This is a genomic window from Mycobacterium sp. UM_CSW (assembly GCF_000455205.1).
In the GTDB taxonomy this organism is placed as follows: Bacteria; Actinomycetota; Actinomycetes; order Mycobacteriales; family Mycobacteriaceae; genus Mycobacterium.
Genome location: NZ_AUWQ01000144.1, coordinates 18,845 through 31,039, shown reverse-complemented (window position 1 = coordinate 31,039; position 12,195 = coordinate 18,845). Strand labels below are relative to the sequence as shown.

Annotated in this window: 15 protein-coding genes; 3 read left to right on the top strand and 12 right to left on the bottom strand. The window is 68.7% G+C overall.

Translation table 11 applies throughout. From position 1 onward, the window contains the following. The 3 genes from N415_RS29765 to N415_RS29755 form a co-directional block, all read right to left on the bottom strand. Positions 1-1,056: AAA family ATPase (locus tag N415_RS29765; RefSeq protein WP_152531644.1), on the bottom strand; the 1,056-nt coding region annotated here is incomplete at its 3' end. Positions 1,057-1,177: 121 nt separating this feature from the next. After that, positions 1,178-1,471, bottom strand: a complete 294-nt coding sequence (locus N415_RS29760; protein WP_068189715.1) for an acylphosphatase — start codon at positions 1,469-1,471, stop codon at positions 1,178-1,180. After that, positions 1,458-1,880, bottom strand: a complete 423-nt coding sequence (locus N415_RS29755; RefSeq protein ID WP_068189711.1) for an OsmC family protein — start codon at positions 1,878-1,880, stop codon at positions 1,458-1,460. The genes N415_RS29760 and N415_RS29755 overlap by 14 nt, the downstream gene beginning before the upstream one ends. Positions 1,881-1,932: 52 nt before the next feature. Between N415_RS29755 and N415_RS29750 the strand changes: the two genes are divergently transcribed. Next, positions 1,933-2,709: a PIG-L family deacetylase gene (locus tag N415_RS29750; RefSeq protein ID WP_068189709.1), complete on the top strand. Its 777-nt coding sequence runs from the start codon at positions 1,933-1,935 to the stop codon at positions 2,707-2,709. Between the two features lie 32 nt (positions 2,710-2,741). Here N415_RS29750 and mutM read toward each other — a convergent pair whose 3' ends face one another. The 4 genes from mutM to sepIVA form a co-directional block, all read right to left on the bottom strand. After that, positions 2,742-3,614, bottom strand: a complete 873-nt coding sequence (gene mutM, locus N415_RS29745) for a DNA-formamidopyrimidine glycosylase (protein ID WP_068189706.1) — start codon at positions 3,612-3,614, stop codon at positions 2,742-2,744. 16 nt (positions 3,615-3,630) lie between these two features. Beyond that, on the bottom strand, positions 3,631-4,344 hold the full coding sequence (gene rnc / locus N415_RS29740; protein WP_068189703.1) for a ribonuclease III: 714 nt from the start codon (positions 4,342-4,344) through the stop codon (positions 3,631-3,633). Beyond that, a complete protein-coding gene (locus tag N415_RS29735; protein WP_193376531.1) occupies positions 4,341-4,937 on the bottom strand; it encodes a DUF177 domain-containing protein in 597 nt (198 codons plus the stop codon). Before N415_RS29735 ends, rnc begins: the two co-directional genes overlap by 4 nt. 160 nt (positions 4,938-5,097) lie before the next feature. Then, the gene (gene sepIVA / locus N415_RS29730) at positions 5,098-5,835 is read right to left on the bottom strand and encodes a cell division protein SepIVA (RefSeq protein WP_068189725.1); all 738 of its coding nucleotides are present in this window, start codon (positions 5,833-5,835) and stop codon (positions 5,098-5,100) included. A 352-nt stretch (positions 5,836-6,187) separates the two neighbouring features. Here sepIVA and N415_RS29725 point away from each other — a divergent pair, with 352 nt between their 5' ends. Beyond that, positions 6,188-7,369: a permease gene (locus tag N415_RS29725; protein ID WP_068189700.1), complete on the top strand. Its 1,182-nt coding sequence runs from the start codon at positions 6,188-6,190 to the stop codon at positions 7,367-7,369. A 19-nt stretch (positions 7,370-7,388) separates the two neighbouring features. Here the strand turns inward: N415_RS29725 and coaD are convergent, their stop codons facing one another. The 5 genes from coaD to N415_RS29700 form a co-directional block, all read right to left on the bottom strand. Then, positions 7,389-7,871: a pantetheine-phosphate adenylyltransferase gene (gene coaD / locus N415_RS29720; protein ID WP_068102018.1), complete on the bottom strand. Its 483-nt coding sequence runs from the start codon at positions 7,869-7,871 to the stop codon at positions 7,389-7,391. A gap of 77 nt (positions 7,872-7,948) precedes the next feature. Further along, positions 7,949-8,503, bottom strand: a complete 555-nt coding sequence (gene rsmD / locus N415_RS29715) for a 16S rRNA (guanine(966)-N(2))-methyltransferase RsmD (RefSeq protein ID WP_068189697.1) — start codon at positions 8,501-8,503, stop codon at positions 7,949-7,951. 4 nt (positions 8,504-8,507) lie between these two features. After that, positions 8,508-9,128: a vitamin K epoxide reductase family protein gene (locus tag N415_RS29710; RefSeq protein ID WP_068189722.1), complete on the bottom strand. Its 621-nt coding sequence runs from the start codon at positions 9,126-9,128 to the stop codon at positions 8,508-8,510. 11 nt (positions 9,129-9,139) lie between these two features. Beyond that, complete coding sequence (locus N415_RS29705; protein ID WP_068189694.1) at positions 9,140-9,898, bottom strand: DsbA family protein; 759 nt, start codon at positions 9,896-9,898, stop codon at positions 9,140-9,142. Positions 9,899-9,973: 75 nt separating this feature from the next. Continuing rightward, the gene (locus tag N415_RS29700) at positions 9,974-11,086 is read right to left on the bottom strand and encodes an alpha/beta hydrolase (protein WP_068189692.1); all 1,113 of its coding nucleotides are present in this window, start codon (positions 11,084-11,086) and stop codon (positions 9,974-9,976) included. 259 nt (positions 11,087-11,345) lie between these two features. Between N415_RS29700 and N415_RS29695 the strand changes: the two genes are divergently transcribed. Next, entirely contained in the window at positions 11,346-12,191 is an 846-nt protein-coding gene (locus N415_RS29695) for an aldo/keto reductase (protein ID WP_152531646.1), read from the top strand. Positions 12,192-12,195 lie beyond the last annotated feature (4 nt).

Below are 12,195 nucleotides of genomic sequence, written 5' to 3'. Positions count from 1 at the left end.
GGTGCGCGCGGCGGCCAGCTCGCCCAGCAGCCGCTGCTCGGTCAGCTCCACCTGCTGGGCCTCGGCTTCCAGCGCGTCCGGGTCGGTGTCGCTCGGCGTCACCGGCTCGACGTCCAGATGCTGCGCGCGCTCGCTGGCGATGCGCACCGTGGCGGCGACGCGCTCGGCGAGCGCGGACAGCCCGAACCAGGTGTGCTGGACGGATTCGGCCCGGCCCGAGAGCTCGGCCAGCGCCGTCTCGTGCGCGGCCAGCTCCTGGGAGGCCACCTCCAGGCGGGCGACGGCCTCGTCGTGCTCGCGGCGCATCAGGGCCTCGGCCTCGAAGATCGCGTCGCGCTCCACCTGGCGGCTGACCAGGTCGTCGGCGGCCAGGCGCAGCTTGGCGTCGCGCAGGTCGGCCTGGATGGTCTGGGCGCGACGGGCCACCTCGGCCTGGCGGCCCAGCGGTTTGAGCTGGCGGCGCAGCTCGGTGGTCAGGTCGGACAGGCGGGCCAGGTTGGCCTGCATCGCGTCGAGCTTGCGGAGGGCTTTTTCCTTGCGCTTGCGGTGCTTGAGCACCCCCGCGGCCTCCTCGATGAAGGCGCGGCGATCCTCGGGTCGCGACTGCAGGATCTCGTCGAGCTTGCCCTGCCCGACGATGACATGCATCTCACGCCCGATGCCCGAGTCACTCAGCAGCTCCTGGACGTCCATCAAACGGCAACTGCTGCCGTTGATTTCGTATTCGCTGGCGCCGTCGCGGAACATCCGCCGCGTGATCGACACCTCGGAGTACTCGATGGGCAGCGCGTTGTCGGAGTTGTCGATGGTGACGGTGACCTCGGCGCGGCCCAGCGGGGCCCGCGACGAGGTGCCGGCGAAGATGACGTCCTCCATCTTCCCGCCGCGCAGCGTCTTGGCGCCCTGCTCCCCCATCACCCAGGCCAGGGCGTCGACGACGTTGGACTTGCCCGAGCCGTTGGGCCCGACGACGGCGGTGATGCCCGGCTCGAAGCGCAGAGTCGTCGGCGAAGCGAAGGACTTGAAGCCCTTCAGCGTCAGACTCTTGAGGTACACAGCGCGCCAGACTACCGCTCAAATCGCGCGGGTCAGCCCTCCCGACGGGGTGTCGGCGGGCCCGAAATTCACCTCGCGTTCACAGACGGGCACACCGGTCACAGGCGCCACATCAGTCACGTCAGCGCTCGACGAATCCGGTGAACCGCTCCGCCGGTTCCGACCAGTCGGCGACCACTTTGTCGACGTGACCCGGCCGGGAAGGCCACCCGCCGCCGCCTTCCAGCAGCCGCAGCAATTTTTCGCCCGCCTCGCGCGGCCCCTGGGCCACCACCAGCACCCGGCCGTCGGCCTGGTTGGCCGCGTAGCCGGTGAGGCCGAGCTCCAGCGCCCGGCAGCGGGTCCACCAGCGAAAGCCGACCCCCTGGACCCGGCCGTGCACCCAGGCGGTGAGCCGGACGTCAGGCTGGGGCATCTGAGACATCGGCGATCTCGAGGTTGACTTCCGTGCCGGACTTCAGCGTGCGCCCGACGGTGCAGACCAGGTCGACGGCCCGGTTGGCGACCACGAGCACGCGTTGCTTTTCCTCGTCGGAGAGCCCGGACAGGTCGAGCTCGAGCGTCTCCTCGAGCAGCGGATAGCGTTCCTGCTCGCGGTCGGCGGGCCCGGACACCTTGACCACGGCCTTGTAGTCGTCGCCGAGCCGCCGGGCCAGCGGCTCGTCGGTGGACATGCCGCTGCAGGCGGCCAGCGCGATCTTGAGCAGCTCGCCCGGGGTGAACACCCCCTCGACGTCCTCCGAACCGACCAGCACCTGCGCGCCGCGCGAGCTGTAGCCGGTGTAGCGGCGCGATCCGGTCCGTTCGACCCACAGTTCCGTCATGGCTTCTTTTCTACCGGGCTGCCGTTGCGCCCCGGCGGGCATACTGCGTTGCATGGCCACCGTCGTCGCATTCCACGCCCACCCCGACGACGAGGTGATCCTGACCGGCGGCACCCTCGCGCGGGCGGCGGACGCCGGACATCGCGTCGTTCTCGTCACCGCCACCGACGGCCGCGTGCACGACGAGGACGACGATTTACGATTGGACGAGTTGCGTTGCAGCGCAGACATTCTCGGGCTGCACCGGGTGGAGTGCCTCGGCTACGCCGACAGCGGTTACGGCCCCGAGTTCTACCCCGATCCACCCGGACGCGTCAGGTTCGGACGAGCCGACGTCGATCAGGCTGCAGGGCGGCTGGCCGCGATACTTCGGGAGGAAGACGCGGATCTCCTGCTCAGCTACGAAGCCAACGGCGGCTACGGCCATCGTGACCATATCCAGGTGCATCACGTGGGCAAGCGAGCCGCCGAGCTCGCAGCGACTCCCCGTGTGCTGGAGGCGACGATGCCGCGCGAATTACTGGTGCGAATCGGCAATCTCGCGCGCCTGCTGCGGCTACCGGCGCCCTACGAGCCGGAAATTGCTCGCACTGCGTACGCGCCAAAGGCGCGGATTACCCACCGGATCAACGTCTTCGGTTTCGCGCGGCGCAAGCGCGACGCGATGGCAGCCCACCGCTCCCAAATCGGCAACTCGGCCGCGGCCGCGCGCGCATTCGACGTGCTTCTCGCGCTGCCGCCCCAGGCTTTTGGCCTGTTATTCCCGCGCGAATGGTTCATAGATCCCGCGCTACCCGCGGGGTCGACGCGCCACGACATCTTCGACTGACTCGCCGTTGCGTGTGATTCCTGGGCGCACAATCAAAGCCCCGAACGCCTACTCGAAATCCGTGGCCGCGGTTGGCAACTCGGGCAGTAGAACGAGGAACGGTTCATGAACTTCTCCCGGCGTATGAGCGCGCCGCAGCGCCGGCAGGGTTCACCCTCGCGGCCGTAGGCATCGAGGGATCGGTCGAAGTACCCCGACTCACCGTTGACGTTGACGTAGAGCGAGTCGAACGAGGTCCCGCCCTTCGCCAGCGCATCGCGCATCACGGCGCCGGCGGCGTCCAGCACGGCGGTCAGCTGCCGGCGACTCAGCGTGTCGGCGATCCGCGCGCCGTTCACCTTGGCCCGCCACAACGCCTCGTCGGCGTAGATGTTGCCGATGCCCGACACCACCTGCTGATCGAGAAGCTGCCGCTTGATCTCGGAATGCTTGCCCCGCAACACCTTTACCACCGCGGCGGCATCGAAGCGGGGATCCAGCGGGTCGCGCGCCAGGTGGGCGACGGGCTGGGGAACCACGCTGCCGTCGACGCTGACCAGGTCGGCGAGCATCCACCCGCCGAACGTCCGCTGGTCGGCGAAGCTCAGCACGGTCCCGTCGTCGAGCAGCGCGGAGATGCGCACGTGGTCGGCGCGCGGCACCTTCCCCAGCAGCATCTGCCCGCTCATGCCGAGGTGGACGACGAGCGCCGCGTCCGGGTCGTCGAGCAGCAGCCACAGGTACTTGCCGCGCCGGTCGGTCCCGGTGATCTTCGCGTCGAGCAGCCGGGCGGTGAGGTCGGCGGGGCCGGCCTCGTGGCGGCGCACCGCGCGGGGATGATGCACCCGGACCGCGGTGATCGTCTTGCCCACGACGTGGGCCGCCAAGCCGCGGCGCACCACCTCGACCTCGGGTAGTTCGGGCATTCAGCGGGCCATCGAGTTAGGCAGAGGTTTTTCCCGCGGTGTCCAGCGCTTCGAGCGCTTTCCAGGTCGCGGCGGCGGCCTTTTGCTCGGCTTCCTTCTTGGATCGGCCCACACCCGACCCGTATTCGGTCTCCATCACGACGACGACGGCGGTGAACTCCTTGTCGTGGTCCGGCCCGGTGGACGTGACCACGTACGACGGCGCCCCCATGCCCCGCGCCGCGGTCAGCTCCTGCAGGCTGGTCTTCCAGTCCAGCCCGGCCCCCAACGTCGGCGCGGCGTCCAGCAGCGCGCCGAACAGCCGCAGGATGACCTCGCGCGCCGTCTCGATGCCGTGCTGTAGGTAGATCGCGCCCAGCAGTGACTCCATGCCGTCGGCCAGGATGCTCGACTTGTCGGCCCCGCCGGTGTTCGCCTCGCCCCGGCCGAGATACAAGTGGACGCCGAGGCCCTCCTCGGACAGGTTCCGCGCGACGTCGGCCAGCGCCTGGGTGTTCACCACGCTGGCCCGCAGCTTGGCCAGGTCACCCTCGGACCGGTCGGGATGGCGGTGGTAGAGCTCGTCGGTGATGGTCAGGCCCAGCACGGCGTCGCCCAGGAATTCCAGGCGCTCGTTGGTGGGCAGCCCGCCGTGCTCGTAGGCATAGCTGCGATGCGTCAGGGCCAGCGACAGCAGCTCGTCGGGCAGCTCGACACCGAGCGCCTCGAGCAGGGCTTCCCGCGACGTCACCGCTGATCCCCGTGCGTGTCGTCCGGTTCGGGCGGCTCCCGCAACATGTCGGCCAGCTTGGACCATCGCGGGTCGATGCGATCGTGATGATGGCCGGGCTCGGCCGCGAGCGCGACACCGCATTCGGGGCACAGCCCCGGGCAATCCGGCTCGCACACCGGCGCGAACGGCAGCTCCAGCCCGACGGCGTCGATGATGGGCTGTTGGAGGTCGATGGTGTCGTCGATGATGTGGCCGACCTCGTCTTCCTCGGTGGTCGCCTCGGTCGTGCTGTCCGGGTAGGCGAACAGTTCGGTCAACCGGACCTGCACCCGACCGGTGACCGGCGTCAGGCAGCGGGAGCATTCGCCGACGGTGGGCGCCGCCACCGTCCCGGTGACCAGCACGCCTTCCGACACCGACTGCACCTGCAGGTCCAGTTCCAACGGGGCGGCCCGATCGATCGCGATCATGTCCAGCCCGATGCGCGACGGGCTGGGCAGGGTCTCGCGCAGGGTGACCATCGCGCCCGGACGCCGCCCCAGCCGGGTGATGTCGATGGTCATCGGCGACGTCGAACGGCGCTGCGTGGTGATGCTGTGCTGCCGCGTCATAGAGGAAATCCTACGGCGCCGCGCGCGTAAAGAAAGTGCGCGATGAGCCGCGGTGCTGATGGCGGCGACCCGCTTCGCCCGGGTCCGCCGGGCTCGCGATCGCCGCAGTGCTGATGGCGGCGACCCGCTTCGCCCGGGTCCGCCGGGCTCGCGATCGCCGCTAGCGGGTCGCGTAGTCGTGCGTGCCGGCGGCCGTGCGCAGCTGGTGGCGACCGCGCCCCACCGACCGCAGCGTGCCGTTGAGGAACTCCTCGAACTCGGCGAGCTTGTTGTCGACGTAGATGTCGCACTCACCCCGCAGCCGGTCTGCCTCGGCGTGCGCGGTGTCGATGAGGCGGGTGGCCTCGGCGTTCGCCGCTTCCACCACGCTGTTCTGCGAGACCAGGCGCTGCTGCTCCTTGATGCCCTCTTGCACGGCCTTCTCGTAAGAGATGTTGCCGTTCTCGATCAGCCGGTCGGCCTCGGCCTGGGCGCGGCTGACGCTGGCCTCGTACTCGCGTTTGGCCGCCGTGGCGATGCGCACCGCCTCCTCGCGAGCCTCCCCAACCATCCGCTCGCTGTGCTGGCGCGCCTCGCTGACCATCCGGTCGGCCTGCGCCTTCGCGTCGGACAGGAGCCGGTCCGCCTCGGCGCGGGCGTGGTTGAGCATCGACTCCGATTCGGTGGTCGCCGAGGAAACCATGGATTCCGCGTGCGACTTGGCGTCCTGCAGCATCGAGTCGCGCGCGTCGAGCACGTCCTGGGCGTCGTCCAGCTCGCCCGGGATCGCGTCCTTGATGTCGTCGATCAGTTCCAGCACGTCACCGCGGGGCACGACGCAGCCGGACGTCATGGGCACGCCACGCGCCTCTTCGACGATGGCGCCCAATTCGTCCAGCGCTTCAAAAACTCGGTACACGGCCATACCCTCCTGGCGGCTTGCCCAAAAAACTCGTTGTTACCAGTGTGCCTGTTGTTACGTCTGTGACAGCGGTGGCGCGGCCGGTGTGTCGGGCATTTGCCCTCCGCACCCGTTCGCCACCAGTGAATTCCATAGAAAATGCCCGTTCACGCCGTTTCCGCGGGCCCGACAGCCGCGCGGGGTTGTTCCGTCCATATTCTTTGCCGGCCCCCGCACCGATTGCAGCCATTCTAGGGTTCATGGCCCTCCCCGCGCGCAAACGGCCTTTTCCCAGCTTGACGCATACCCCCTAGGGGTATAGGCTACGCCGGGGAAGTCCCCGATTCACGCAACCGAAGCGGAGGCCTCGATGAGAGCGCTCGCAGCGATCGGTCACGCCCTGGGCTTGGCGGGGTCGATGACATGGGAAATCCTCTGGGCACTGATCCTGGGTTTCGCCCTGTCGGCGGTGGTGCAGGCCGTGGTGCGCCGTTCGACGATCGTGAGCCTGATGGGCGACGACCGACCCCGCACGCTGGCGGTGGCGGCCGGGCTGGGGGCCGCGTCGTCGTCGTGCTCCTACGCCGCGGTGGCCCTGGCCCGCTCGTTGTTCCGCAAGGGTGCCAACTTCACCGCCGCGATGGCGTTCGAGATCGGTTCGACGAACCTCGTGGTCGAGCTGGGCATCATCCTGGCGCTGCTGATGGGCTGGCAGTTCACCGCCGCAGAATTCGTCGGCGGTCCACTGATGATCGTGGCGCTCGCCGTGCTGTTCCGGCTGTTCGTGCGGTCCAGGCTCGTCGATGCCGCTCGGCAGCAGGCCGAGCGCGGAATCGCCGGCTCGATGGAGGGCCATGCCGCCATGGACATGTCCATCCAGAAGCAGGGCTCGTTCGCCCAACGGCTCTTCTCCCCCGAGGGCTTCACCTCGGTCTCGCATGTGTTCGTGATGGAGTGGTTGGCGATCCTGCGCGACCTCGTGCTGGGCCTGCTGATCGCGGGTGCCATCGCGGCATGGGTGCCCGAAAGCTTTTGGCGCATCTTCTTTTTGACCGACCACCCGGGCTGGTCGGCGGTGTGGGGGCCGATCGTCGGGCCGATCGTCGCGATCGTGTCGTTCGTCTGCTCGATCGGTAACGTGCCGCTGGCGGCGGTGCTGTGGAACGGCGGCATCAGCTTCGGCGGCGTCATCGCGTTCATCTACGCCGACCTGCTGATCCTGCCGATCCTGAACATCTACCGCAAGTACTACGGCACCAGGATGATGCTCACGCTGCTCGGCACCTTCTACGCCGCGATGGTCGCCGCCGGCTACCTGGTCGAATTGCTGTTCGGCACAACGGGTCTCATCCCCAGGCAACGCAACGCCACGGTGATGGAGGCATCGATCTCGTGGAACTACACCACCTGGCTCAATATCGCCTTCCTCGTCATCGCGGCCGTCCTGATCGTGCGGTTCGTCACCTCGGGCGGGCTCCCGATGCTACGGATGATGGGCGGCTCCCCCGCGGCGGCGGAGGGCCACCACGATCACAGCCGTCATTGCGACTGAGGGCGCCGGGTTGCCCGGGTCACGGCCGGGCGGAAAGCTTTTCGCGCAGGCGGCGATTCACCGGTTCGGGCAGCAGCTCCGACACGTTTCCGCCCAACATCGCGACCTCTTTCGCCAACGACGAGGACACGAACGAATAGCGCGGCGTGGTGGCCACGAAAAACGTGTCCACACCGGCGATGTGCTTGTTCATCTGTGCCATCTGCAGTTCGTATTCGAAGTCGGTGCCGGTGCGCAGGCCTTTGACGATCGCGGTCATGCCGCGGGCCCGGACGAAGTCGACCACCAGACCCTGCCCGGCCTCCACCCGCAGGTTGGGCAGGTGCGTCGTCGACTCCTCGATCATCGCGATTCGCTCGTCGAGATCGAACATGCCCTTCTTGGCGGGGTTGACCAGGATCGCGACGACCACTTCGTCGAATTGGGCCGACGCGCGTTCGAAGACATCGATGTGGCCCAATGTCACCGGGTCAAAAGAACCGGGGCATACCGCGCCGCTCATGTCGCGCGCCGGCGACGATGCAGAGCGGAGCGATGAGGAGAAGCGGCGCTCATGTCGAACGACGGTACACGCCGGGCTCACCCAAATTCGGCCAGCTCCAGGCGGGTGTCGCCGTAGACGCGCTCGGGCCACGCCGACCAGCCCGCGGGCCACGTCAGCGCCGCGCCGCCGGCCGCACGCTCGACCGCGGCGACGGTTCCGTCGCGCACCCAGCCATGCGCGGTGAGCGCGGCCAGCACGGCGTTCACCTCCGGGGCGTCGACGTCGTAGGGCGGGTCGGCCAGGACCAGGTCCACCGGGGACGCGGCCCCGGCTGCCACGACGGCCGCTACCGCGCCCCGGCGCAGGGTCGCACCGGGCAGCCCCAGCGCCTCGATGTTGCGCGCGATCACCGCCGCGGTGCGCTGGTCGGATTCCACGAAGAGCGCGGAGGCGGCCCCTCGCGACAGGGCCTCCAGACCCAGCGCGCCCGACCCGGCATACAGGTCGAGCACCGCAAGCCCGGTCAGGTCGCGGCGCGCGGTGACGATGTTGAAGAGTGATTCGCGCACCCGGTCGGTGGTCGGCCGGGTTCCCCGCGGCGGGACGGCGATGCGCCGGCCCCCGGCGACGCCGCCGATGATCCGGGTCACGCGTTCACAACAGCGTCGACCAGTAGTCCCAGAACCGCACCATGATCAGCAGAAACACCGCCGTGTACCACAGCGCGGCGATCGACCACCGCCACTGGTAGAGCACCCGCAGGACACCGGTCTGCAGCGCCGGACGAAACGCGATCGACGCGCTCACCACCAGCAGCGCGATGGTGACCACCCAGACCACCATGCAGTACGGGCACAACGCCCCGATGCGATACAGGCTCTGGAAGATCAGCCAGTGCACGAACACCGAACCGACCAGCACCCCGACCGTCAGCCCGACCCAATACCATTGCGGCAGAGGAACTTTCGCGACAGCCAGGACACCGGTGACGATCACCACCGTGAAACCCACCAGCCCCAGCAGCGGGTTGGGGAATCCCAGCACCGACGCCTGCGGCGTCACCATCACCGACCCGCACGACACGATCGGGTTGATGTTGCACGTCGGCACGTACGACGGGTTGAGCAGTAGCTGGATCTTCTCGACCGTCAGGGTCATCGACGCGGCCAGGCCGACCACCCCGGCGATGAGCACCCACCACGCGCTGGGCGCGGGCACCCGGCTCGGCGAATCCGGCGTCGCCTCGCCGCCGTCCTCGGCGGGTTGCGCGGACACCGCGGCGGTCGTCACGCCGCGGGAGCGACGGCGGTGTCCAGGCCCGGCACGTCGCCGACTATCGACTTGATCTTGCCGACCAGCGCGTCGGGCGTCGACGGCTCGTAATCGTCGCCGTTGATCTTGATGGTCGGGGTGGCGTTGATCTTGGCGGCCGCCGCCTCGCCCGTGACCTTGGAAAGGTACTTGCCGCTGTTGATGCAGTCCGGGACCTTGCCGGCGGCACCAGCTTCGCGGGCGAGTTCGATGAGCCGCGCGTTGTCGGGGAAGCTGGTGCCGCGTTCGTTGGGCTGGATGTCGGCGCTGTACAGCGCGCTGTGGAAACGGCGGAACGCGTCGATGGATTCGTCGGCGACGCACATAGCCGCCGCGCCCGCCCGCGACGAGTAATTCTGGTTCCGCTGGCTGTCGAGGATCGCCACCATGGAGTAATCGGCGGCGATGGCGCCGACGTCGATCAGCCGGGAAACGGTCGGCCCGAATGTGCGCTCGAAATTACCGCACGCCGGACACAGGAAGTCCTCGTAGAACGTGACCACGGCCTTCGGCTTGCTGGTCCCCGGCTGAGTGACCAGCTTGCTCGACGTCACCCGCACCGTGTCGCCCTCGCCGGTGGCGCCGGGCTTCTTCTTGTGGCTGACGGCCCAGTAGACGACGCCGACCAGCAGGAGTACGACGATCGCGGTGCCCGCGACCTGGAGGAGCCGCCCGGATTTCCCGGTGCCGGACTTCAGGTCGTAGCGCGGGGGGCGTTTGGGTTTGTCGGCCACGGGTTCGCTGATCCTTTGTCACGGTGATGCACGCTTGAGAGGCGCCTCTAGCGTACCGGCGTGACGCCCGGTGACTCAGGCGCGGCTCAGGTGGGCGCGCAACGCCGAAATCAGTTCGCTGGTCCCGACGGCGCTGTCGCCGCCCAGCTGGAACAGGTTCACGAAGCCGTGGGTCAGCGAGCCCATGTAGCGCAGGTCCACGGCGGTCCCGGCGGCGCGCAGGGCCGCGGCGTAGGCCTCGCCCTCGTCGCGCAGCGGGTCGAAGCCGCCGACGGCGATCAGCGCGGGCGCCAGGCCCGACAGCGACTCCGCCAGCAAGGGCGACAGCCGCGGATCCGCCGGATCGATCCCCGAACCCCGCAGGTACTGCGCCTGGAACCAGTCCATGTCGCGGCGGGTCAGCAGGAAGCCGCGGGCGAACAAGCCCATGGACCGGGTTTGCGCCGTGAAGTCGGTCCGCGGGTAGATCAGCCACTGCAGCACGGGCGCGGGGCCGCCCTCGTTTCGCGCCAGCTGGGCGACGACGGCGGCCAGGTTGCCGCCGGCGCTGTCGCCGCCGACCGCGACGCGCCCGGGGGCCGCGCCGAGTTCGGCGGCGTGCTCGTGCGCCCATTTGAAGGCCGCATACGCGTCCTCGACCGCGGCCGGCGCGGGGTGCTCGGGAGCCAGCCGGTAGTCGACCGACAACACGTGGATGCCGGCGTCCCGGCACGTCAGCCGGCACAACGGGTCGTAGGTGTCCAGGTCGCCGATCACCCATCCCCCGCCGTGGTAGAAGACGAGCAGGGGTGCGTCCGTCCCGTCGGCCGAGCGGTAGTGCCGCGCGCGGATCTCGCCCGCCGGTCCGGGCAGCGAAATCTCGTCCACCTCGACGTGAACCTGGGGCCCGGGCAGGGCCGCCGTCGTCTCGCGCAGCTGGGCCCGGGATGCGGCCGCGTCGTCGTCGACCACCAGGCCGTCGATGCCGACGGCGTGCAACCCGGACAGCATCAGCTGCAGCGTCGGGTCCAGCGTGTTGCCGTCGATGATCACCGAGCGGCCGCCGAACAGCGCCCGCTTGGCCGGGGTAGGGATCCAGGGAATGACCTTGACGCCGATCGTGGAGACGGCACCCTGCACCCGGCTCGTCCACCGCATCGATGCGCGTTTGGCTCCGAGGTCGAGGTCCACCGCGAGACTCTTGGCCATGACTTTCTCCTGCTCCCCTCGTCACACCGGACGACGGTTGTCCGATACCCGTCTATACCCGGCGCGCCGTGCGACCAACTCTACGGGCGTCGGCGAGACGCGCGGGGAACAGGGCGTGCCCGCGCGGGCGTCGCTCACGTCGCTTTTGCGGCTGGGTAATATCGTGATCCCCAAGTCGGTGAACCCAAACGGATTGTGAGAGATTTCGGCGGCGGATCCGAATCCACGGACCATCAATTTCACAGGTAGGTGAATGACGTTGACTCGGGAGTCGGGCGCCGCCATACCGTCGATAGCTCTCAATGACGAAAACACCATCCCGGTTCTCGGCCTCGGCGTCGCCGAGTTGTCGGAGGACGAGACCGAGCGCGCGGTGTCGGCCGCGCTGGAATTCGGCTGCCGGCTCATCGACACGGCCGCCGCCTACGGCAACGAAGCCGCCGTGGGCCGCGCGATCGCGGCCTCCGGGATTCCGCGCGCGGAGCTGTTCGTCACCACCAAGCTGGCTACCCCGGACCACGGTTTCAGCAAGGCCCCGGTGGCCTGCAGCGCCAGCCTGGAGCGTCTCGGCCTGGACTACGTCGACCTCTACCTCATTCACTGGCCGGCCCCGGCGCAGGGCCAGTACGTCGACGCCTTCGGCGGCATGATCCAGTCCCGCGGGGAAGGCCACGCCCGTTCGATCGGGGTCTCCAACTTCACCGAGGACCAGCTCTCCACGGTGATCGACCTGACCTTCGTCACCCCGGCGGTCAACCAGATCGAGTTGCACCCGCTGCTCAACCAGGACGGGATGCGCAAGGCCAACGCGCAGCACAACGTCGTCACCCAGTCCTATACGCCGCTCGCGCTGGGCAAGCTGATCGACAATCCGACGGTGACCTCGGTGGCCGCCGAGTACGGCAAGACGCCGGCCCAGGTGCTGCTCCGGTGGAACGTGCAACTCGGCAATTCGGTGATTTTCCGCTCGAGCAACCCCGAGCGCATCGCCAGCAATTTGGACATCTTCGATTTCGAGTTGGCCGCCGAACACATGGATACGATCAACGGCCTCAACGACGGCACTCGGTTGCGCCCGGACCCGGACACCTACGACGGCTCGTAAACGG

Excerpts from the sequence above, each read along its gene's own strand:
- N415_RS29750 (WP_068189709.1), top strand. The coding sequence starts at position 1,933 with ATGGCCACCGTCGTCGCATTCCACGCCCACCCCGACGACGAGGTGATC.
- coaD (WP_068102018.1), bottom strand. The coding sequence starts at position 7,871 with ATGAGCGGCGCGGTATGCCCCGGTTCTTTTGACCCGGTGACATTGGGC.
- N415_RS29700 (WP_068189692.1), bottom strand. The coding sequence starts at position 11,086 with ATGGCCAAGAGTCTCGCGGTGGACCTCGACCTCGGAGCCAAACGCGCA.
- mutM (WP_068189706.1), bottom strand. The coding sequence starts at position 3,614 with ATGCCCGAACTACCCGAGGTCGAGGTGGTGCGCCGCGGCTTGGCGGCC.
- N415_RS29735 (WP_193376531.1), bottom strand. The coding sequence starts at position 4,937 with ATGACGCGGCAGCACAGCATCACCACGCAGCGCCGTTCGACGTCGCCG.
- N415_RS29755 (WP_068189711.1), bottom strand. The coding sequence starts at position 1,880 with ATGACGGAACTGTGGGTCGAACGGACCGGATCGCGCCGCTACACCGGC.
- N415_RS29725 (WP_068189700.1), top strand. The coding sequence starts at position 6,188 with ATGAGAGCGCTCGCAGCGATCGGTCACGCCCTGGGCTTGGCGGGGTCG.
- N415_RS29760 (WP_068189715.1), bottom strand. The coding sequence starts at position 1,471 with ATGCCCCAGCCTGACGTCCGGCTCACCGCCTGGGTGCACGGCCGGGTC.